Below are 20,316 nucleotides of genomic sequence, written 5' to 3' on the forward strand. Positions count from 1 at the left end.
GCATGAGCGAAGATCTGTGGGCCCCGCCTGCCCTGCACGCACCGCACGCACCGCAGGCCCCGCACCTGCCGGAGGCCGTCGTCGAGGCGCCCGCCCCGGGCAGTGTCACCCTCATCGTCCCGACCTTCAACGAGGCTGGAAACATAGCCGAGTTGCTGAGCAGGCTGGCCGCGTCGCTGCCGGCGCACCTGCCGGTGTCGGTGCTGTTCGTCGACGACTCCACGGACGACACCCCGGCCGTCATCGAGAAGGCGGCCCTGGAGTGCGCCTTCCCGGTGGCGGTCCTGCACCGGGATAGCCCCGAGGGCGGGCTCGGCGGCGCCGTCGTGGAGGGGATCGGACGGTCGGACACCGACTGGATCGTCGTCATGGACGCCGATCTGCAGCATCCGCCCCACCTGGTGCCCGAGCTCGTCGGGGAGGGCGAGCGCACCGGCGCCGACCTGGTCGTGGCCTCCCGCTACATCGCGGGCGGCAGCCGGGCCGGGCTCGCCGGGGGCTACCGGATCGCCGTCTCGCGCGGGGCGACCTGGCTGGCCAAGGGGCTCTTCCCGCGCGCCCTGCGCGGGATCAGCGATCCGATGAGCGGGTTCTTCGCGATGCGCCGCTCGGCGGTGACGCAGGAGGCGCTGAAGCCGCTGGGCTACAAGATCCTGATGGAGCTGGCCGTGCGCTGCAAGCCGGCGCGGGTGGCCGAGGTGCCGTTCGTCTTCCAGGAGCGCTTCGCGGGGGAGTCGAAGTCCACCGCCCGGGAGGGCCTGCGGTTCCTGACCCACCTCGCCTCGCTGCGCTCGGCGACCCCGTTGGCGCGGATGATCGGCTTCGGGCTGGTCGGGCTCTCCGGCTTCGTCCCGAACCTGGCCGCGCTGTGGATGCTCACGCACACCGGGATGAACTACCTGGTCGCCGAGGTGGTGGCGAACCAGGCAGGGGTGCTGTGGAACTTCCTCCTCATCGAGACCCTGCTGTTCCGCGACCGGCGCCGGCACCGCCACTGGGGCGACCGGCTCGGGCGCTTCACGCTGCTGGCCAACGCCGATCTGCTGCTGCGGATCCCGCTGATCGCGGTGTTCGTCGGCACGTGGGGCTTCGGCGTGCTGTCCGCGACGGCGCTCGCCCTCGTCACCACCTTCGTGCTGCGGTTCGCGGCGACGGAGGCCCTCGTCTACCTCCCGCGCAAGGCGGGCCGTACGCAAACGAGTTGAGCCGCACGAAGGGATGCTCCCCATGGGAAGGAAGATCCGGCGCAGGGCAGGGTGGCGGGCCGCTCTGCTGGCCGTCGGGGCGATGACCGGTGGCCTGCTGCTGACCGCACCGCAGCAGGCCACGGCCGGACCGCCCAACCTGCTCACCAACCCCGGTTTCGAGACGGCCGGTCCGGCCGGTTCCGACATGCCGTCCTGCTGGTCGAAGTCCGGCTGGGGCGACAACGACTTCACCTTCGCCACCGTCGCCGACGCGCACTCCGGCACCAAGGCGATGAAGGTCTCGCTCACCCGCCGGGTGGACGGCGACCGCAAGGCCCTGGTCACCGAGAACGGCACCTGCGCCCCGACGGTGGTGCCGGGCAAGCAGTACGACCTGTCGGCCTGGTACAAGTCGAACACCCCGGACGTGTCGGTGACGGTGTTCCGCCACGACGCGGTGGCCGGCTGGCAGTACTGGACCGATCTGCAGAATCCCCCCGTCAGTGCCGCGTGGGCGCGCACGGAGGTCCGTACGCCCGCGGTCCCGCCGGGCACCGACAAGATCGCGTGGGGACTGTCCGTCTACGGGGTGGGCACGCTCACCACCGACGACTACGCGCTGGAGGAGGTGGGCGCGGTCCCGCCGCAGCCCACCTGCACGGGTACGGCCACCGAGTGCGCCAAGGGCAAGTGGGAGGTGATCGCCGCCAAGAACCCGGTGCGTTCGATGCACGCCGTCGTGCTGAAGAACGGCAAGGTGCTGCTGATCGCGGGTTCGGGCAACGACATCGCCCAGTTCAACGCGGGCACCTTCACCTCCGCCGTCTACGATCCGGCGAACGGCTCGTTCAAGACGATCCCGACGCCGGTGGACATGTTCTGCTCCGGGCACGTCCAGCTGTCCGACGGCCGGGTGCTGGTGATGAGCGGGAACAAGGGCTATCCGTCGGCCGACGGCACGATCGGCTACCAGGGGCTGAAGGACTCGTACACCTTCGACCCGGCGACCGAGAAGTACACGAAGACGAACGACATGAACGGCGGGCACTGGTACCCGTCGGCGACGATCCTCGGCAACGGTGACGTGATCTCCTTCGGCGGGCTGAAGGAGGACTCCACGGGCAACGTGACCGCGGAGAAGTTCTCGGCGGCGCAGAACAAGTGGCTGCCGATGAACGAGGTCAACCAGACCTGGTCGTACTGGGGCCTGTACCCGTCGATGATCCTCATGCAGGACGGCCGGCTCTTCTACTCGGGCAGCCACACCTTCGGCAACGGCACCCCGGGCACCGGCGCCTCGGTGTACGACTACGGCGCCAACACCATCACCGACGTACCCGGCCTGCGCAACAAGGACGAGCGCGACGAGTCGGCGAGCGTGCTGCTGCCCCCGGCCCAGGACCAGCGGGTCCTGACCATCGGCGGCGGCAACAACGAGCGCAACCCGGCGGCGAACCGGCTCACCGACATCATCGACCTGAAGAAGCCGAGCCCCGCCTACACGGCCGGCCCGGACATCCCCCAGGGCCTGGTCGACCAGGGCCAGGGCAAGCGGCCGCAGACCGGCGCCGAGGGCAAGATGTTCGTGTCCGCCGTGCTGCTGCCGGACGGCAAGGTGTTGGAGACCGGCGGCGGTCTGCACGACCGGGCCGACCCGGTGTACGAGGCCTCGTTCTTCGACCCGACCACCAACACCTACCAGCCGGGCCTGGCCACCGACCCGATCCCGCGCACGTACCACTCGGCGTCGTTCCTGATGCCGGACGGCCGCGTCATGTCGGTCGGGGACAACCCGGGCAACGGCACGTACAACCACAACGTGTCGATCTACACCCCGCCGTACCTCTTCAAGGGGGCGCGTCCGCAGATCACCTCGGTGATCGACAACCAGTGGGTGTACGGGGACACGCAGCGCATCACCGTCAACCGGGCGGTCGCCAAGGCGGAGCTGATCCGTCCGGCGGCGGTCACCCACTCCTCGGACCCCAATCAGCGGTTCGTGGACCTGCCGCTGACGGTGGTGAACGGGACCACGATCGACCTGAACGTCACCAGCAACCCTAACCTGGCCCCGCCCGGCTGGTACATGCTCTTCGCGGTCGACGCGAACGGCGTCCCCTCCATCGCGCAGTGGGTGCACCTGGGCGGCCCGTCGGCCCTGGCGGCGTCCGCCGAGCCCCCGACCGCGCACGAGCACACCTTCGCGAACGAGCTGGCGGCGCCGAAGAAGAACCCGGCGAAGCGGGACTCGGCCCCGGTGGCCCCGAACGTGGCCGGCTGCGACCGGCACTACGGCACGGCCAACGTGTGCGTGCCCACGCGGTTCCCGGCGGAGGTGAAGGCGACGACGAAGGCCCGCTGCGACTGGCTGGCCGCCCACAAGTACCCGGCCCGCCTGAAGGTCAACGGCAGCGACCCGCTCCGGCTGGACCCGGACGGCGACGGTTACGCCTGCACGTAGGCGCGCGCCGTCCCTGGGCGCGCGCCGTACCGGGGCGGGGCCCCGTCGCTCACGCGGCGGGGCCCCGGCCCGTCTAGTGCGTGTACGCGGCGATCGAGATGCCCACGTAGTGGGCGACGAAGGCGGCCAGGGTCAGGGAGTGGAAGACCTCGTGGAAGCCGAAGAAGCGGGGGGAGGGGTTCGGCCGCTTCATGCCGTAGATGACGCCGCCGACGCTGTAGAGGAGGCCGCCGACGATGACCAGGACCAGGACGGCGATGCCGCCGGTGCGCAGGAAGTCGGGGAGGAAGAAGACGGCCGCCCAGCCCATGGCGATGTAGCAGGGGGTGTACAGCCAGCGCGGGGCGCCGACCCAGAAGACGCGGAAGGCGATGCCGGCCGCGGCCGCGATCCAGACCGCCCAGAGCAGGGTGCGCCCGGTGGAGTCGGGCAGCAGCAGGACGGTCAGCGGGGTGTACGTGCCCGCGATGATCAGGAAGATGTTGGCGTGGTCGAGCCGCCGCAGGATGGCCTCGCTGCGCGGGCCCCACGTACCGCGGTGGTAGACGGCGCTGACTCCGAAGAGCAGGCAGGCGGTGAGCACGTACACCCCGCACGCCACCCGGGCCCGGGTCGAGTCGGTGAAGGCCATCAGGACGAGGCCGGCGATCACCACGGCGGGGAACATGCCGGTGTGGAGCCAGCCGCGCATGAGCGGCTTGGCCTCCTGATCGGCGGTTTCGACCATCGGAGCGGCCACGGCAGCGGCGTCGGAAGTCATACCGGCCATGCTACCTACGGTTGCGTAGGTTTCCGTTAGTGCGCTTTACGGAAGATTGACCGGAGTGGCGATGCTCACGTGAGAGGCCCCCTGGACATATGCGCACACGCACCGGATGATCAGATGAGTGCGGTCGACACCGGATGAGCGGAGCGCGAAGCGTCCGGGTCGCGGCCCCCACGGGGCAATCACAAATCAAACCCCTCAACAAGGAGCGATCGTGGCGCGCGACATCGCGGCTGGCACCACTTCCGACGTCCCCACCAAGCACCAGGAGCTGGTCTCCTGGGTAGAGGACATCGCTGCCCTCACCCAGCCCGACCGCATCGTTTGGTGTGACGGCTCCGACGCCGAGTACGAGGCCCTCTGCGAGGAGCTCGTCGCCAAGGGCACCTTCAAGAAGCTGGACCCGGCCAAGCGCCCGAACTCGTACTACGCGGCCTCCGACCCCTCCGACGTCGCGCGCGTCGAGGACCGGACCTTCATCTGCTCCGAGAAGGAGGAGGACGCGGGCCCGACCAACCACTGGAAGGCCCCTTCCGAGATGAAGGAGCTGTTCGCGGGCAAGGGCGAGGAAGGCGGCATCTTCCGCGGCTCCATGAAGGGCCGCACGATGTACGTCGTCCCCTTCTGCATGGGCCCCCTCGGCTCGGAGCTCTCCGCCATCGGCGTCGAGATCACCGACTCCGCCTACGTCGCGGTCGCCATGCGCACCATGACCCGGATGGGCCAGGCCGTCCTCGACGAGCTCGGCACCGACGGGTTCTTCGTCAAGGCCGTCCACACCCTCGGCGCCCCGCTCGCCGAGGGCCAGGACGACGTGCCGTGGCCGTGCAACACCACCAAGTACATCTCGCACTTCCCCGAGACCCGCGAGATCTGGTCCTACGGCTCGGGCTACGGCGGCAACGCCCTGCTCGGCAAGAAGTGCTACGCCCTGCGCATCGCGTCCGTCATGGCCCGCGACGAGGGCTGGCTCGCCGAGCACATGCTCATCCTCAAGCTCACCCCGCCGGCCGGCGAGAGCAAGTACATCGCCGCCGCGTTCCCGAGCGCCTGCGGCAAGACCAACCTGGCGATGCTGGAGCCCACCATCCCGGGCTGGACCGTCGAGACCGTCGGTGACGACATCGCCTGGATGCGCTTCGGCGAGGACGGCCGTCTCTACGCGATCAACCCCGAGGCCGGCTTCTTCGGCGTCGCCCCCGGCACCGGCGAGCACACCAACGCCAACGCCATGAAGACCATGTACGCGAACACCGTCTTCACCAACGTCGCGCTCACCCCGGACGGCTCCGACGTCTGGTGGGAGGGCATGACCGAAGAGGCGCCCGCGCACCTGATCGACTGGAAGGGCAACGCCTGGACCCCGGAGTCCGACACCCCGGCGGCCCACCCCAACGCCCGCTTCGCCGTCCCCGCCTCGCAGTGCCCGACGATCGCCGCCGAGTGGGAGGACCCCAAGGGCGTCCCGATCTCCGCGATCCTCTTCGGCGGCCGCCGCGCCTCCGCCGTGCCGCTGGTCACCGAGTCCTTCGACTGGAACCACGGCGTCTTCATCGGCTCGAACATCGCCTCCGAGAAGACCGCCGCCGCCGAGGGCAAGGTCGGCGAGCTGCGCCGCGACCCCTTCGCCATGCTGCCGTTCTGCGGCTACAACATGGGCGACTACATGGGCCACTGGGTCGACGTCGCCAAGGACAAGGACCAGTCCAAGCTCCCGAAGATCTACTACGTGAACTGGTTCCGCAAGAACGACGCGGGCAAGTTCGTGTGGCCCGGCTTCGGCGAGAACAGCCGCGTCCTGAAGTGGATCGTCGAGCGCCTCGACGGGACCGCCGAGGGCGTGGAGACCCCGATCGGCGTCCTGCCGACCGTCGCCTCCCTGGACACCGACGGCCTGGACCTGCCCGCCGCCGACCTGGAGTTCCTCCTCGCGGTCGACAAGGAGGTCTGGCGCGACGAGGCCTCGCTGGTCCCGGCGCACCTGAACACCTACGGTGACCACACGCCGAAGGAGCTGTGGGACCAGTACGAGGCGCTCGTCGAGCGCCTGGGCTGATCCCCTCGCCCCTCCCCGTGCCCCTCCCCGTGCCCCTCCCCGTGCCCCTCCCCGTGCCGGTTCCCGGCACGACCCCTGAACCCCTGTGGCCGGCTGTCCCCGGCCTCGGGCTGACGCGGGATTCCCCGACCTAGGGTTCCCTGCGGCCTTCCAAATAGGTCGTGTGCGTCTGCTGACGGCGGGCTTCCGTTTCACGGAGGTCCGCCGTCATGCGTTCCGCCTCCTCCCGCAGCAGCGTCAGCTGCCGCTCCAGGTGGCGCTCGGGCGATTCACCGCCCGGCGTGAGCCGGGTCCACCAGCGGGTCCGGTTGTAGGTGTCCACGCACTCCGGCACGTCCGTGCGGATGGCCCGGGTCAGCGCGTGCACCGCCTCCGGGTCGGCGGCCAGGACCCCCGCCACCCAGCCCGGCTCCAGCATCGCCGCGTACAGCTCCAGCAGCCCGGTCAGTACCTCGGCGGGCTCCGACGGCAGGTCCACCTCGCCGACGTACTCCTGGAGCCGCGTGAAGTCCTCCCGTACGAAGCCCAGTTGCTCGGCGGGCTCCGGCGGTACCGGTGGCGCCGGCACTTCCGGCGGGGCGACGAGCGCGCCCGCCCCGTACAGCCCGGCGACCACCACCGGCCAGTACGTGCCGGCCACCCCGGTGAGGGTCAGGCCCACGCCGACGACCCCGCAGGCGCTGCCGGCCAGGTTCTTCTTCGACTCCAGGAACCGCAGGACCCTACTGGTAGCCACGGATCTCCTCGAAGGCTCCGTCCAGCGAACCGTTGCCCTCGGTGGCGTCGAAGAGCCGCCCGCCGGTCAGTTCGGTGATGTGGGCGAGTTCCTTGCGGTCCGAGTCGCCGAACAGCACCGCGAAGACCGGGGTGTGCTTCTGCGTCTCGGGCAGTCCCGCGTAGAAGGCGTCGAACTGCTTGGCCCCGGCGCCCGCGGTGTTCTCGCCGTCCGTCATCAGTACGATCGAGGTGAACGCGTCCGCGTTGCCCTTGCCGAGCTGCTGGTACGCCGCCTGCAGACTGCTGTAGATGGCCGTTCCGCCGTCCGGCTGCAGCGACTTCACGTCCGCGCGGATCGCGTCCAGGGCCGGTCCGGGGTTGCCCGGTTCGACCGTGTGCGTCAGGACCTTCTTCACCTTGTCGCCGAAGGGCAGCAGCGTGACCTCCTCGCGGTCCCGGAACCGCTCTCCGGTACCCGAACTCCCCGTCCCCGTCAGGTCGGTGAGCGCCGACTTCAGCCGGCCGATCCGGTCCTCGTCCGCCATCGAGCCCGAGGTGTCCAGTACGTACACCGTGCGCGAGGGGCGGCGCAGCTCGTTCTCGTAGCTGGCGAGCAGTCCGTCCGCCACCGAGCGGGTGCCCGGGAAGGGGAGCTCGCGGCGCTTGTCCGGGCTCAGCCCGGCCGCCGGGGTCACCCCGGCCGCCACGGGCCGCCGGAAGGTCGTCTCGGTGATCGTCTTCTGCGCCTCGGCGCCGCTCAGGTACTCGGTCAGCGCGCGCCCCGACTCGCGGGCCCCGGCCGGGGCCGAGGTCAGCAGGGTCAGCGGGTAGTGGGCCGTGACCACGCCGTCGACCGGCCGGATCACCGTCAGGTTCGTCTTCGCGTCCCGGTTCATGGACAGCAGCACCGACTCGTAGTTCACCAGCGCGTCCACGTCCCCGCGCTGGGTGTAGGCCGCGGCCAGCCAGCCCGAGGAGCCCGAGGTCAGCTTCTGCCCGGTGAAGAACCCCTTCAGCATCGGCTGGGCCTTCGCCACGTCCGCGTCCGTCAGCGCCGCCTGTGCGCCCGAGAGCCCGGAGGCCACCGAGATCAGGGCGGAGAAACCGGAGTTGGAACGCACCGGGTCGGTCATCCCGTACGTCAGCTTCCCGGCGGCCACGGCCTCGTGGACCGCCGACCAGGTCACCGACTCGGGCTTCCAGCCCAGCCGGGCCAGCGCCTCGGGCTTCACACCGAGGGCGACCGGTGAGGACATCACCGGGGTCTCGCTCGACAGCTTGCCCGCGGCCTCGGGCCGCAGCCGCAGGTAGTCGTTGGAGGACAGCCAGATGGCGTCGTACTTGCCGTCCGCCTTGCCGGAGGCGATCTGCTCGACCGCGTCGAGGGTCCCCGACATGGTCAGCTCCACGCCGACCCCGGTGGCGGTCTTCGCCGCCTTCAGCACCGCGTCCATGTCGGACAGCTCGCTGGAGGCCAGGACCCGCAGCTTGCCCTCCTGGTACGCGGTCTGCTTCGGCTTCGGGTGGTCGGAGTCCTCCGTGCACGCGCTCGCCCCGAGCAGGGCGGCGGCGAGCGCCACCGCCGCGGCGAGCCGTCTGCGCAGCACGGCGCCGTGGATGCTCATGCCGTTCATCGGGTGTCGCCGCCTTCCAGGGCGCTGGTGGTGCGGGTGCGCGCCAGGTACGCGGAGGCGTGCTGGAGTTCGCCGGTGAGGGACTCCACGGTGGCGGCCATGTTCTCGGTGGCCTGCACCTTGAAGGTGTCGATGGTGTCGAGCGTCTTGTAGATCTGGGCGAAGGCCGTCCGCAGCGTCTCCGCGCCGACGGCCGGGTCGGCGGCGATCCGCTGGATCTCCCCGCTCTGCGTGGACAGCATCTCCGCGTTGCCGCGGATCAGGCCCTCGGTGGTGTCGCGCAGGGTGTTGATCTGCTTGATCACCTCGCCCTGGGTGTTCAGGGCCTGCGCCAGCATCACGGCGATCCGCAGCGCGGACACCGTGGTGGTCGCGGCCCGGTCGACGCCCTTGATCAGCTCTTCGTTGTTGCGGCGGACCACGTCCATCGCCAGGTAGCCCTGGGCGCAGACGGCCAGCTGGGTCAGCAGGTCCTGGTGCTTCTGCCGTACGGGGAAGAGCACGTCCACGCGCAGCGCATCGGCCTGCTGGGGGTCGCTCTGTCCGGCGATCCGCTGCTCGACGGCCGCGTCCAGGGCCTCGGTGAGCACCGCGTACTCCTGGAGCTTGCCCATGGTCTCCCACAGGCGGGCCCGCTCGGTGTGCAGGGCGGCGTTGTCGCGGCGCAGCTCGTCCTGGCCGCCGCGCAGCGCGCCGACGATCCGGTTGAGGGTGGTCTGCGAGGAAGCGTACTTGGCCAGGTGGTCGCGGAACTTGTTGCCGCCGGGCAGCTTGGAGAGCAGCTTGCGCACGCCCTTGGTGGAGCTGTCGCTCGGGTCCAAGTCCTCCACCGTGCGGCGCAGTTCGACCAGCGACCCCGCGACGCGGGCCTGGGCGTCGCCGCCGCCGTCCGTGCCGAGGGAGCGTACGGCCCGCTCCAGCATGCGGTTGGACTGCTGGGCGGCGCCGCGGATGTCGGCGGAGCCGAGCCCGGTGATCTCCCCGATGCGGGTCGCGAACTCGGGGGAGAGGCTGTCGATGCCGGCCAGCGAGCCGACGTACTCCCCGGCCCGGCGGGCCATCTCCTCGCGCACCCCGTCCTGGAGCGGTACCAGGCCGGAGGCCTGCTCCCGCTTGACGGGTGCGACGGGCTCGGGGGCGGTGAGGACGAGCGGGCTGTCTTCAGGTGGTGTCAATGTCATGGTGTTCAGTTCCCCCCTATCCCTTGGAGCGCGCGGCCAGCGCCATCAGGACCTTGACGGTCGGTGCGCCGACCTGACGGAGGCCGGTGAGCCCCGAGTTGAGGTACGCGGTGTGCGGCGCGGTGGCGGTGTTGAACTCGGCCACCCCCTCCGTCGGCCGGAACCCGTGGCGGACCACGAGCGAGCGCAGCTTCGGGTCGGTGGCCAGCAGGGTGCCGAGCTCCGCGGCCTTCTCGCTGATCGGTACGAAGGTGTGCGGGGAGTTGACGGTGGTGTCGGGGTAGAGCACCACCATGTCGCCCGGATCCTGCTTCTGCTGGAGCAGGCTGGCCACCTGGGACTCGTAGGCGAGGATGAGCGGTTCGCCGCTGCCGCTGATGAAGGCGCGGAAGGGGCCGTCCGTGCTCTGTTCCATGGAGCCCTGGACGGAGATCAGCTTCTTCATCAGCGGCGCGGTCCGGTTGATGCCGACGTCGTCGGAGACGACGGTCAGGCCGTTGGCGACGTTCGAGGTGGTGGCCAGGAAGAGCGCGCCCGAGTTGGAGGTGGTGGGGTCGGTGGTCTTGATGAACACCGTGCCGGCCAGCTCGGGGTACTCGCTGGTCCCGCCCTGGAGCTGCTGCCAGGTCTTGTCCTCGGCGGCGGCCTTCAGGAAGGGGTCGAGGAGGAGGGTGCCGGAGTTCTTGCCGGACATCTTCGCGAGGCCGTGGGCGGACAGCACCTTGGCCGCGTTGCCCCGGGCGATGACGACGAGCGGGGAGAAGAAGGGCTTGGCGTTCTGTGCACCCTTCACCCCGGCCTTCTCCTCGATCTCCGCGGCCGGTTCATTGCTGCTGGGGAAGGCGAAATCGAAGTCCCTCAGGGCGAGTTGGTTCATCGCCCAGGAACCTGAGGTTTCGGTCTTCACGGTGAAGCCCTTGTCAGCAAGGGCCTTGACGACGTCGGGGTCGCGGAAGAACTCGGACTTCTCCGAACCGATGACGCCATGCACGGTCTTCGTTGCCGTGCCCTCCGGCTTCTTTCCTCCGATGGCGATGACGGCTATCACGCCGCCGACCAGGAGGATCGCCAGGGCGATTCCTAGGATGCGTCTCACGGGTGCAGAGTGCTCGCGGAAGCCCACATTCCGCGCGCAGTTGAGTGAACGCCAGGTGACGAGGCGGTCCCACTTCGAAATGCTGTGTGGGCCCGTGAGTGCTGGTGACCGGGGCGGGCGCCCGGGAGGATCGTGCCATGGGCGTGAGCGCGTTGAAGTGGCAGGGCTGGCTGGTCGCCCTGGTGTTCGTGGCGGGACTGCTGGTCTTCGCCCCGTTGGGGCTGTACGTCTGGGCGGGCGGCGCTCCCGCCGCGCGGCCGGCGGGGGCGGCGCGGGCCGACGTACGGATCACCGGTTGCCGGATCGATCCGGCGAGCCGGCGGGTGGTGGCCTCGGTCGAGGCGGTCAACGGCTTCCCGGAGCCGGGGGCTTACGTGGTCACGGTGGAGTTCCGCGAGCCACCTCCGGCAGCCCGTGGCCCCCAGGTCCTGGTCAAGATCCCGGGTGTCGGCCCGGCCGCGACGGAGCGGGCCGAGGTGGTCGGGCCGGTCTGGCCCCCGGCTGCGACCCCTTGGTGCGGCGTCGCGGCTGCGGAGTTCGCCCCGGACCCCACGCCTCAAACGCCGGCGAGGCTGGATGATGCCGCGTAGCCGCATTCTCAGCCCGTCCGGCGTTTGAGGACCGGGGTCCGGGGCGGAGCCCCGGGGAACGGGCGAAGGGCGGGTAGGGGACAAGCCCCGCAGGGCCCGGCCCACGGGGCCGGGGAGGCGCGGCCGCAGGCCCGCCGGGAAGCTCCGGCCGCGGCCGAGGGGGGTGCACGTTCAAGCCCCGCAGGGCATGGCGCCCGGTCCGGAGCCTCCGCGGCCCCGGACCGGGGCCGTCAGTGGGCGCCGACGAGGTCGAGCGCGGCGGCGTGCGCGTCCATCCGCTCGGCGGCGAGGATCGCGACCGTGGTGTCGGCGCGCGAGGCGGCGACGAGCAGGGCGCGGGCGGCGAGGTCGTGGGCACGCTGGTGCAGCGAGGCGGTGGCCCCGGCGTCGGACTCCCGGCCGGGTCGGCGGGCCGCACGGGCGGGCTCGGACCCGCGCAACCGGGTCACCTGGGCGGCGACGACGGCGGCGGCCTCGTCGAGGCTGAGCTCGTCGGTCACGGCGAGCAGCGCGGCGAGATGCCCGGCGAGCTGGATGTCCAGGGCCTCGGCGCGGCTGCTGCGGGGGTAGTCGCCGCGGTGGACGCCTATGCGGGGGTCGACCGCCTTGGTGCGAATCGGCTCGTACATGGGGGCCTCCTGCGTGGTCAGGAGACCATCCTACATTGGATTAGTTCTAAAGTTGAGCTGAATCTTGATTCCGGGCGTCGGCTTGAATGCGACTTGTCGTCCCCGTGAGTAACGTTCAACCTTCTACTTTCGGTGCACGTATGTGCGGAAGTGCGTGCAGGTTGACGGTATGGGTATTCGGGGTGGGCGCGATGGCTGGGGCCGTGGACGTGTCAGGTGTGTCGAGCGTGTCGGACATATCGGGCGTAGAGGCTGTGGTGCGGAGCGATGCGGCGCTCCTGGAGGAGGACCTGGCGGCCTTCCTGGCCTCCCTGGTCACCCCGCCCGCGCCCGAATCGGTCTACGAGGCGGCGCTGGCGCGTTCCCTGTACGGGCCGGTCGCCGACGCCGTCGGCTCGAAGGTGGGCCAGGAGGCCCTGGCGCCGGCCGCGGGAGCGCCCGCGTGCCGGGCCCCGCTGCGGCCCTCGATGGTGTTCTGGGCCTACCGCAACTACCGGGGCTTCCCCGACGAGGCGGGCGAGGCCGCCGAGGACCTGGCCGCCGTCCGCCGCGCGGCGGTGGCCGTGCGCGTGCTGCTGAAGGCCGCGGTCGCCCTCGACGACATCCAGGACGGGAGCGGCGTCCGCTACGGCGAGGCCGCCCTCCACGTCACCCACGGCGTCCCGCTCGCCCTCAACACGGGCTCCCTGCTGATCGCCGCGGCGCTGGAGCACGCGGCCGACCCGGCCGTCGTACGGAGCCTGCTGCAGTCCGTCGGCCGGGGCTTCACGGGCCAGGCCGTCGACGTCTCCACGCGCACCGCGCTCACCCGCGCGCAGCTGCTGGCCGCGCCCCTCGGCGAGCGGGTGGCCTTCTGGGAGTCGATGGCCGCCCTCAAGACGGGCACGCTGTTCCGGATGCCGCTGGACGCGGCCCTGGCGGCCCTGGGCGTCGTGGAGGACGAGCGGCGGGTCCTCGACGAGGCGATGCGCGACCTCGGACTGGCCAGCCAGCTGTTCAACGACCTGACCGACTTCGTGCCCGGGTTCGGCGGCCGGGGCACCCACGAGGACTACGGCCAGTTGAGCAACCGCGTCTTCCTCGAACTGCTCGACTCCGCGCCCGCCGGCCGACGCGCGTCGGGGGAGCTCGTGGGGGCAGGGCTCAAGGAGTTCGTGCTCGGCCATCCGGAGCTGCGGGCGACGCTGCTGCGCCTCGCGGCGCAGGCGGTGGAGCTGAAGCGCTCGGCGATGGAGGCGGTGCGCGGGGTGTGCCGCGGCGAGCGGAGTGCGCGGTACTTCGAGGTGACGATCGAACGCAAGGGCCACCTCGTCGACCGGCTGCACACGACGCTCCAGAAGGGTGAGGACGCATGAGCGCCACGGACCGCTCCACGGTGGTCGAGCGCATCCGGACCGGCATCCGCGGCCGGCACGCGGAGCTGGAGGGGACGCCCTTCTCCACCGCCATGCTCGCCGGGACGCTCCCGCTGGACCGATACGTCGACCAGCTCGCCGCCTACCGCAAGGTCCTGGAGGCACTCGAGGCCGAACTCTCCCGCGCCACGGGCCCGTGCGTCACCTCGGTGTGGTCGGCGGACCTGGTCAAACTGCCCCTCATAGACCGCGACCTGATGCACTTCGCCGAGGACGGGGTGTTCCCGGCGTCCGTCGCGGCCGGCCCGGCGGACGCCTTCGTACGGGAGATCCGCGCCGCCGCGGCCTCGGATCCCCGGGCCCTGCTCGGGTTCCTCTACGTACTGGAGGGCTCCACGATGGGCGGCATGATCCTGCGCCGCTGCGTGGCCGAGGCGTACGGGCTGTGCGATACGGACGGCGTGGCGTACTACGCCAGCGGCGACCGCGAACGCTGGGCCCGCTTCACGGCGCGCCTGAACGCGGCGCTGCCCGGGCCCGGCGAGCAGGACGGCGTGATCGCCGCCGCCGGCCGGGCCTACCACCACATCGCCGCGATCTCCGTGGCCCTGTCGACCGGACTCGGCGCCGCGGTCGCGTAGGAGGGCGCGGCCCTACGGCTGGCTGTACCCGTCGAGGAAGTTGCCGATCCGGGTGACCGCGTCGGCGAGGTCCTTCGCGTTCGGCAGGGTCACGATCCGGAAGTGGTCGGGCTCGGGCCAGTTGAAGCCCGTACCGTGCACGACCATGATCTTTTCCTCGCGGAGCAGGTCGAGGACCATCTGCCGGTCGTCCTTGATCTTGTAGACGGACGGGTCCAGCTTCGGGAACAGGTACAGCGCGCCCTTGGGCTTCACGCAGGTGATACCGGGGATCTGCGTCAGCAGGTCGTACGCCGTGTCGCGCTGCTCCAGGATCCGACCGCCGGGCAGCACCAGGTCGTTGATCGACTGCCGGCCGCCGAGCGCGGTGGCGATGGCGTGCTGGGAGGGCATGTTGGCGCAGAGCCGCATGTTGGCCAGGATCGTCAGGCCCTCGATGTACGACGAGGCGTGCTTCTTGGGCCCGCACACCGCCATCCAGCCGGACCGGTAGCCGGCGACGCGGTAGTTCTTGGAGAGGCCGTTGAAGGTGAGCGTCAGCAGGTCCGGCGCGATGGCGGCGGTGTTCGTGTGCGTGGCGCCGTCGTAGAGGATCCGGTCGTAGATCTCGTCCGAGCACACGATCAGGTTGTGCCGGCGGGCGATGTCGGTGAGCCCGCGCAGCATCTCGTCGTCGTAGACGGCGCCGGTCGGGTTGTTCGGGTTGATGATCACGATCGCGCGGGTGCGGTCGGTGACCTTGCGCTCGATGTCGGCGAGGTCCGGCATCCAGTCGGACTGCTCGTCGCAGCGGTAGTGCACGGCGGTACCGCCGGCCAGGCTGACGGAGGCGGTCCACAACGGGTAGTCCGGCGCCGGGACGAGCACCTCGTCGCCGTCGTCGAGCAGCGCCTGCATGGACATCTGGATCAGCTCGGAGACCCCGTTGCCGATGTAGACGTCCTCGACGTCCAGCTCGATGCCCTTGGTCTGGTAGTGCTGCATGACCGCGCGGCGCGCCGAGAGCAGGCCCTTCGCGTCGCCGTAGCCGTGGGCGTTGCCCAGGTTGCGGAGCATGTCCTCAAGGATCTCCGGCGGGCACTCGAAGCCGAAGGCCGCGGGGTTGCCGGTGTTGAGCTTGAGGATGCGATGACCTGCTGCTTCGAGCCGCATCGCCTCTTCGAGGACGGGTCCGCGGATCTCGTAGCAGACATTGGCGAGTTTCGTTGACTGGATCACCTGCATGACGGGAGCTTACGGGTCCGGGTGCGGGTGCGCTCCGCTATTTGACCGGGAGCGGTGGACCGGGCCGCGGACCGATATGTCCCCTTTCGCGCAATGCCTGGGTGTGGGCGCCGAGAGTCCTTGGAAATCGCGGCCGGCGCACCGCTGCGGCCTGCGGAATGGGTGGGCCGGGCGGAGGGGGCCGGACCGGTGTTGCGCTCGTCACCCCGGCTCGTCCTAGGGTGTGCGCGGCGCGCGACGGTGATCAAGGAGAGCGGGGGCCGCGGGAGATGGTCGATATGGCCGGTACGAGAAGCCACGGCGGTGGCGGGGGTGCGGAGGGCGCCAGGGGCGCCAAGGGTGACGGCGGGCGCGGCGGACATGGCAGCCGGGGCGGCGGCCCGGGGGCGGATCTCGCCTCGGTGCTGCGCTTCGCGACGGAGCTGTGCGCCTGGGTGGCGGCGCCGTGGGCCCTGGCCGGCTGGTCGGTGACGGCCGCGGTGGCGAGCGTGGTGCTGCTGATCGGGCTGCCCACGGTGTTCTCGACCCCGGGGGACAAGGCCCAGGTGATCGTCGCGGTACCGGGCGGGGTGACCGTCGCGCTGGTGCTGCTGCAGCTTGTCGTGGCCGTCGCGGCGTCCTGGTCCGCCTGGCCCGCGTGGGCGGCGGCCTCGGTGACGGCCCTGGCGGTGGCCTGCCTGATCGCGGAACGCCCCCGCTGGCGCGGGCTGCTGGCGGCGGCGCGCGCCAGCGGGGCGGCCCGGCGGGAACGGGAGAACGCGAAAGGGGCGGGGCACCACTGGTCGGTCAGTGGTGCCCCGCCCCTGCTTTCGGGGTGGGACTCAGGCGGTGTCGGCCGCCGGTGTCGCCGGGTCGGTGGGGTCCGCCGGGGTCATGGTGGTCGCCCCGGAGCGGATCCGTCGTACCCGGCCCTGGGCGTCCAGGTGCTGGAGGTCCCGGTGGATGGTCATCCGGCTGACGCCCAGGTTCCGTACGAGATCACCGACCCGTACGCGGCCCTTGGCCCGTACCTCGCCCGCGATCAGCTCGCGCCGCTCCCCGCAAGGCATTCCCCGTCCGGGGGTGCGCTGCGCCGAGGGCACGATTACTTCGCCTCGGCCTTCAGGATCTCGGCGAGCTCCTCGTCGGACTCGCGACCGGGGGTCGGGAGGTTCCACTTGGTGATCGCGAAGCGGAAGATGAAGTAGTAGAGCGCCGCGAAGCAGAGGCCGATGCCGGCCAGGCCCCACGGGTTGGACGCGATGCCGAGGTTGAGGAAGAAGTCGATCGCGCCGGCCGAGAAGCCGAAGCCGTCCTTCATGCCGAGCGACCAGGTCAGCGCCATGGACACACCGGTCAGGACCGCGTGGATCGCGTACAGCACCGGGGCGATGAACATGAAGGTGAACTCGATCGGCTCGGTGATGCCCGTGACGAAGGCGGTGAGCGCGAGGGAGAACATCATGCCGCCGACGACCTTGCGGCGCTCGGGGCGTGCGCAGTGGGTGATGGCGAGGCAGGCGGCCGGGAGGGCGAACATCATGATCGGGAAGAAGCCGGTCATGAACTGCCCGGCGCTCGGGTCACCGGCGAGGAAGCGGGCGATGTCGCCGTGCGCGCCGTTGTACTCCCCGGCCTGGTACCACGGGAAGGAGTTCAGCAGGTGGTGCATGCCGACCGGGATCAGCGCGCGGTTGGCGACACCGAAGATGCCCGCGCCGACGGCGCCGGAGTTGACCAGCCACTCGCCGAAACCGTGGATGCCCTTGCCGAGCACCGGCCAGATGAGGCCGAAGACGATGCCGGTCACCAGGCCCGCGAAGGAGGAAAGGATCGGGACGAGGCGGCGGCCGCCGAAGAAGCCCGCCCAGTCCGGCAGCTTGGTCCGGTAGAACTTCTGGTAGAGCAGCGCGACGATGATGCCCATCACTACACCGCCGAGGACGCCGGCGTTGACGGGCGCGTCGACCAGGACGACCTTGTGGTCGACGATCGACTCGACCTGCGGCACGGCGCCGTCGGTGAAGGTCCCCAGCACCTTGGAGAAGACCAGGTAGCCCGCGACGGCCGCGAGGCCGGTGGAGCCGTCGGCCTTCTTCGCGAAGCCGATCGCGATGCCCACCGCGAAGAGCAGCGCCAGGTTGCCGAAGATGGCGTCGCCGCCGGCGGCCATGTACTTGGCTATCTGGTTGCACCAGCCCGGCAGCGAGTCGCTGCCCAGCATGTCCGGCTGGCCGAAGCGCATCAGCAGTGCGGCGGCCGGCAGCACGGCGATCGGCAGCATGAGGCTGCGGCCGAGGCGCTGCATGACCGCCATCGCGGCCGAGTTCTTCTTGGCAGACGGCGCCGTCTGCTCGGCTGTACTCACGGTTGCTTCCTCCAGCGGAAACGGGGGGTGTTGCCAAGGCGGGCAGCGCTTGTGTGGGCTGGGCAACAGCTAAGGGAAATGCGCTATTTGCAGCGCGATGTTCCAGTTGTAACACGGTTAAAACGGCATAAACCCAAGGTCGGACGGACTGTGGACCTACGACCCGAAGGCTGGGGTCCGAGGTCCTCCGGAGCGGGTGCCCTCCGGCGATGTCTCAGGGTCCGGGTACCTTCCGGGGAGGGGAGGGGGCATGCATCAATTGACGATCATCCGTGGGGACGCGAGCAGTCCGCAGGCCCGCGGACCGAAGATCATCGCGCACATCTGCAACGACCTCGGGGGCTGGGGGAAGGGCTTCGTCCTCGCGCTCTCGAAGCGCTGGAGCGAGCCGGAGGCCGCGTACCGGGCCTGGCACCGGGGCCGCAGCGGGAACGACTTCGCGCTCGGCGCGGTGCAGCTCGTCCAGGCCCGCCCGGACATCTGGGTCGCGAACATGGTCGGCCAGCGCGGCATGCGCACCGGCAGCGGCGGCCCGCCGATCCGCTACGAGGCGGTCGAGCGCTGCCTCGTGCACCTGGCGGCGCACGCCGCCGAACTGGGGGCCTCCGTCCACATGCCGCGCATCGGCTGCGGCCTCGCGGGCGGCAAGTGGTCGCGCATCGAGCCGCTGGTCCGGGACGGGCTGTGCGCGAAGGGGATACCCGTCACGGTGTACGACTTCGACTGAAGGGTCCGGGCTGGATGGCCCGCAGGGCAATTCCAGCCTCGCCGGCGTGTGAGGCGCGGGGTCTGGGGCGGAGCCCCAGGGGGTCCGGGCGCAGCCCGGTAGCCCTGTTTTCAGCCCGTCTGGCGTTTGAGGACCGGGGTCCGGGCAGCGCCCGGGGAACGGTGGAAGGGTGGGTAGGGGACTTCGCCCCGCAGGGTCCACCACCCGTGGCGGGGCCGTCAGCGCAGGGCGGCTGCCGGGACGGCCGTCGCGCCGAAGCCCCTGGCGAGCAGCCAGCCGGCCAGGGCCAGTTCCCAGGCGAAGACCGGGAGGGCGGCGGCCGCCCCCGCCGGGGAGAGCTGCTCGTAGGCGCCGAACGTCACGGCTACGGCCGACGCGCAGATCAGCGGGCCGCCGACCAGGCCGAGCACGGCGATGAAGCGGGGCACGAGCCGGGCGCGGTAAGCCACGTACGCGAGCAGGACGGTGTTCAATCCGAGGGCGATGTTCGGCCCGAGCAGGAACGTCCAGTCGTGCAGCGCCACCAGCGCGGCATCGGCGCCGTCCGGCGCCCCCGCGTCCCGCCGCAGCGTGACGAGCGCCAGGACGGCGGCGATCCCGAGGGCGATGACGGCCGCCTCCAGCAGCCGCCCGAAGGCGTACCCGAGCGCGAGCCCCTCGCCGTGGCGCCGCAGGACGGGGAACAGCGCCGCCCCGGTGCCGGCCACCGCCACCACCAGCACCACCTCGCAGAGCGCCCCGAGCAGGGCCTGCGTGTCGGCGCCCGGCGCGAGCCGGCCCTCCGCCGCGCCCAGCAGGGGCCGGTACAGCGCCGCCCCGGCCATCGCCGCGACCTCGGTCAGCAGGAACAGCAGCCCGGCGGCCACCGCGGTTCTCCGGTCGGGACTCATCTTCTCGGCACCCCTCGCTCGACAGAGGTGTACGCCGTACACCTCGCAGCGACCATAGGTGTACTGCGTACACTCGTCAAGGTCAGGGTGTAGACCGTCGAGGCGGGAAGGGACCGGACCGGATATGACCCGGCAGGAAGCCACGCACACGCAGCGGATCCCCCTGAACAGGGACCGCGTCCTGCGCGCCGCCGTCGCGCTCGCCGACGCCACCGGCATCGACGCGCTCAGCATGCGCCGGCTCGCGCAGGAGCTGGACGTCGTACCGATGGCGCTCTACAAGCACGTGGCCAACAAGGAGGAGCTGCTCGACGGCATGGCCGACGCCGTCGTCGGCGAGATCGACCCGCCGGCCGCGGGCCCCGACTGGCAGCACGTGGTCCGCGGGCGGATCCTCTCGGCCCGCCGGGTCCTGCTCCGCCACCCCTGGGCGGCCCGGGTCATCGAGTCGCGCACCGGCCCCACCCCGGCGGTGCTGGCGTACCTGGACTCCATGGCCGGGCTCTTCCGGGCGGGCGGCCTCTCCGCCGACCTGACGCACCACGTCATGCACGCGATGGGCAGCCGCCTGCTCGGCTTCAGCCAGGAGCTGTTCGACACCTCGGCCGCCTCCGGCCCACCGGACCCCGCACTGGCGGCGCGCTTCCCGCACATCGCGGAACTGGCCGCGACGGCCGCCCACGACGACGGCTCCACGGTCGGTGGCGGCGGCTGCGACGACCAGTTCGAGTTCGAATTCGCCCTGGACCTGCTCCTGGACGGCTTCGAAGCCCTCCGCAGCCGGGGCTGGACCTCCGCGTAGGCGGCCGCGGCGG

General features: G+C 71.1%; 18 protein-coding genes. 8 read left to right on the forward strand and 10 right to left on the reverse strand.

All coding sequences use genetic code 11. From position 1 onward, the window contains the following. The first annotated feature begins 2 nt into the window (after nt 1-2). On the forward strand, nt 3-1,205 hold the full coding sequence (locus OG435_RS28525; protein ID WP_266880797.1) for a glycosyltransferase: 1,203 nt from the start codon (nt 3-5) through the stop codon (nt 1,203-1,205). A gap of 22 nt (nt 1,206-1,227) precedes the next feature. Next, nucleotides 1,228-3,648 (forward strand): galactose oxidase-like domain-containing protein, encoded by a 2,421-nt coding sequence (locus tag OG435_RS28530; RefSeq protein WP_266880798.1) that lies wholly within the window; start codon nt 1,228-1,230, stop codon nt 3,646-3,648. A gap of 73 nt (nt 3,649-3,721) precedes the next feature. On the opposite strand, the gene trhA is transcribed toward OG435_RS28530, so the two are convergent. Next, nucleotides 3,722-4,408, reverse strand: a complete 687-nt coding sequence (trhA, locus tag OG435_RS28535; RefSeq protein WP_266880799.1) for a PAQR family membrane homeostasis protein TrhA — start codon at nt 4,406-4,408, stop codon at nt 3,722-3,724. 220 nt (nt 4,409-4,628) lie between these two features. On the opposite strand from trhA, the gene OG435_RS28540 reads away from it, so the two are divergent. Continuing rightward, nucleotides 4,629-6,470: a phosphoenolpyruvate carboxykinase (GTP) gene (locus OG435_RS28540; protein ID WP_266880800.1), complete on the forward strand. Its 1,842-nt coding sequence runs from the start codon at nt 4,629-4,631 to the stop codon at nt 6,468-6,470. A gap of 130 nt (nt 6,471-6,600) precedes the next feature. On the opposite strand, the gene OG435_RS28545 is transcribed toward OG435_RS28540, so the two are convergent. Genes OG435_RS28545 through OG435_RS28560 form a run of 4 tightly spaced genes read right to left on the reverse strand, consistent with a single transcriptional unit; the run spans nt 6,601 to nt 11,098 of the window. Beyond that, nucleotides 6,601-7,206, reverse strand: a complete 606-nt coding sequence (locus OG435_RS28545) for a hypothetical protein (RefSeq protein ID WP_266880801.1) — start codon at nt 7,204-7,206, stop codon at nt 6,601-6,603. Beyond that, a complete protein-coding gene (locus tag OG435_RS28550; protein ID WP_430625701.1) occupies nt 7,193-8,821 on the reverse strand; it encodes a substrate-binding and vWA domain-containing protein in 1,629 nt (542 codons plus the stop codon). Before OG435_RS28550 ends, OG435_RS28545 begins: the two co-directional genes overlap by 14 nt. After that, nucleotides 8,818-10,002 (reverse strand): toxic anion resistance protein, encoded by a 1,185-nt coding sequence (locus OG435_RS28555; protein ID WP_266880802.1) that lies wholly within the window; start codon nt 10,000-10,002, stop codon nt 8,818-8,820. The genes OG435_RS28550 and OG435_RS28555 overlap by 4 nt, the downstream gene beginning before the upstream one ends. Before the next feature lie 16 nt (nt 10,003-10,018). Continuing rightward, complete coding sequence (locus OG435_RS28560; RefSeq protein ID WP_266880803.1) at nt 10,019-11,098, reverse strand: substrate-binding domain-containing protein; 1,080 nt, start codon at nt 11,096-11,098, stop codon at nt 10,019-10,021. A 143-nt stretch (nt 11,099-11,241) separates the two neighbouring features. Here OG435_RS28560 and OG435_RS28565 point away from each other — a divergent pair, with 143 nt between their 5' ends. Beyond that, a complete protein-coding gene (locus OG435_RS28565) occupies nt 11,242-11,688 on the forward strand; it encodes a hypothetical protein (protein ID WP_266880804.1) in 447 nt (148 codons plus the stop codon). 230 nt (nt 11,689-11,918) lie between these two features. Here OG435_RS28565 and OG435_RS28570 read toward each other — a convergent pair whose 3' ends face one another. Beyond that, complete coding sequence (locus OG435_RS28570) at nt 11,919-12,317, reverse strand: hypothetical protein (protein ID WP_266880805.1); 399 nt, start codon at nt 12,315-12,317, stop codon at nt 11,919-11,921. A gap of 227 nt (nt 12,318-12,544) precedes the next feature. Between OG435_RS28570 and OG435_RS28575 the strand changes: the two genes are divergently transcribed. Beyond that, entirely contained in the window at nt 12,545-13,672 is a 1,128-nt protein-coding gene (locus OG435_RS28575; protein WP_266880806.1) for a polyprenyl synthetase family protein, read from the forward strand. Further along, a complete protein-coding gene (locus OG435_RS28580) occupies nt 13,669-14,313 on the forward strand; it encodes a biliverdin-producing heme oxygenase (RefSeq protein ID WP_266880807.1) in 645 nt (214 codons plus the stop codon). Before OG435_RS28575 ends, OG435_RS28580 begins: the two co-directional genes overlap by 4 nt. 12 nt (nt 14,314-14,325) lie before the next feature. Here OG435_RS28580 and OG435_RS28585 read toward each other — a convergent pair whose 3' ends face one another. From OG435_RS28585 to OG435_RS28595, 3 genes are all read right to left on the reverse strand, one after another. Next, nucleotides 14,326-15,537, reverse strand: a complete 1,212-nt coding sequence (locus OG435_RS28585) for a pyridoxal phosphate-dependent aminotransferase (protein ID WP_266880808.1) — start codon at nt 15,535-15,537, stop codon at nt 14,326-14,328. An 821-nt stretch (nt 15,538-16,358) separates the two neighbouring features. Then, the gene (locus tag OG435_RS50380; protein WP_353962784.1) at nt 16,359-16,586 is read right to left on the reverse strand and encodes a DeoR family transcriptional regulator; all 228 of its coding nucleotides are present in this window, start codon (nt 16,584-16,586) and stop codon (nt 16,359-16,361) included. A gap of 35 nt (nt 16,587-16,621) precedes the next feature. Next, nucleotides 16,622-17,833 carry a PTS transporter subunit EIIC gene (locus OG435_RS28595; protein WP_266882155.1) on the reverse strand — a complete coding sequence of 404 codons (1,212 nt, stop codon included), beginning with the start codon at nt 17,831-17,833 and terminating at the stop codon, nt 16,622-16,624. Nucleotides 17,834-18,134: 301 nt separating this feature from the next. Here OG435_RS28595 and OG435_RS28600 point away from each other — a divergent pair, with 301 nt between their 5' ends. Beyond that, a complete protein-coding gene (locus tag OG435_RS28600) occupies nt 18,135-18,611 on the forward strand; it encodes a macro domain-containing protein (protein ID WP_266880809.1) in 477 nt (158 codons plus the stop codon). A gap of 218 nt (nt 18,612-18,829) precedes the next feature. On the opposite strand, the gene OG435_RS28605 is transcribed toward OG435_RS28600, so the two are convergent. Further along, nucleotides 18,830-19,501 carry a DUF4386 domain-containing protein gene (locus tag OG435_RS28605; RefSeq protein ID WP_266880810.1) on the reverse strand — a complete coding sequence of 224 codons (672 nt, stop codon included), beginning with the start codon at nt 19,499-19,501 and terminating at the stop codon, nt 18,830-18,832. Between the two features lie 124 nt (nt 19,502-19,625). Between OG435_RS28605 and OG435_RS28610 the strand changes: the two genes are divergently transcribed. Then, nucleotides 19,626-20,303: a TetR/AcrR family transcriptional regulator C-terminal domain-containing protein gene (locus tag OG435_RS28610; RefSeq protein WP_266880811.1), complete on the forward strand. Its 678-nt coding sequence runs from the start codon at nt 19,626-19,628 to the stop codon at nt 20,301-20,303. Nucleotides 20,304-20,316: the final 13 nt, after the last annotated feature.

Source organism: Streptomyces sp. NBC_01264 (assembly GCF_026340675.1).
In the GTDB taxonomy this organism is placed as follows: Bacteria; Actinomycetota; Actinomycetes; order Streptomycetales; family Streptomycetaceae; genus Streptomyces.

Coding starts and splice junctions, on each gene's coding strand:
- OG435_RS28525 (WP_266880797.1), top strand. CDS start 3: ATGAGCGAAGATCTGTGGGCCCCGCCTGCCCTGCACGCACCGCACGCA.
- OG435_RS28530 (WP_266880798.1), top strand. CDS start 1,228: ATGGGAAGGAAGATCCGGCGCAGGGCAGGGTGGCGGGCCGCTCTGCTG.
- trhA (WP_266880799.1), bottom strand. CDS start 4,408: ATGACTTCCGACGCCGCTGCCGTGGCCGCTCCGATGGTCGAAACCGCC.
- OG435_RS28550 (WP_430625701.1), bottom strand. CDS start 8,821: ATGAACGGCATGAGCATCCACGGCGCCGTGCTGCGCAGACGGCTCGCC.
- OG435_RS28555 (WP_266880802.1), bottom strand. CDS start 10,002: ATGACATTGACACCACCTGAAGACAGCCCGCTCGTCCTCACCGCCCCC.
- OG435_RS28570 (WP_266880805.1), bottom strand. CDS start 12,317: ATGTACGAGCCGATTCGCACCAAGGCGGTCGACCCCCGCATAGGCGTC.
- OG435_RS28580 (WP_266880807.1), top strand. CDS start 13,669: ATGAGCGCCACGGACCGCTCCACGGTGGTCGAGCGCATCCGGACCGGC.
- OG435_RS28585 (WP_266880808.1), bottom strand. CDS start 15,537: ATGCAGGTGATCCAGTCAACGAAACTCGCCAATGTCTGCTACGAGATC.
- OG435_RS50380 (WP_353962784.1), bottom strand. CDS start 16,586: ATGCCTTGCGGGGAGCGGCGCGAGCTGATCGCGGGCGAGGTACGGGCC.
- OG435_RS28595 (WP_266882155.1), bottom strand. CDS start 17,833: ATGGCGGTCATGCAGCGCCTCGGCCGCAGCCTCATGCTGCCGATCGCC.
- OG435_RS28600 (WP_266880809.1), top strand. CDS start 18,135: ATGCATCAATTGACGATCATCCGTGGGGACGCGAGCAGTCCGCAGGCC.
- OG435_RS28605 (WP_266880810.1), bottom strand. CDS start 19,501: ATGAGTCCCGACCGGAGAACCGCGGTGGCCGCCGGGCTGCTGTTCCTG.
- OG435_RS28610 (WP_266880811.1), top strand. CDS start 19,626: ATGACCCGGCAGGAAGCCACGCACACGCAGCGGATCCCCCTGAACAGG.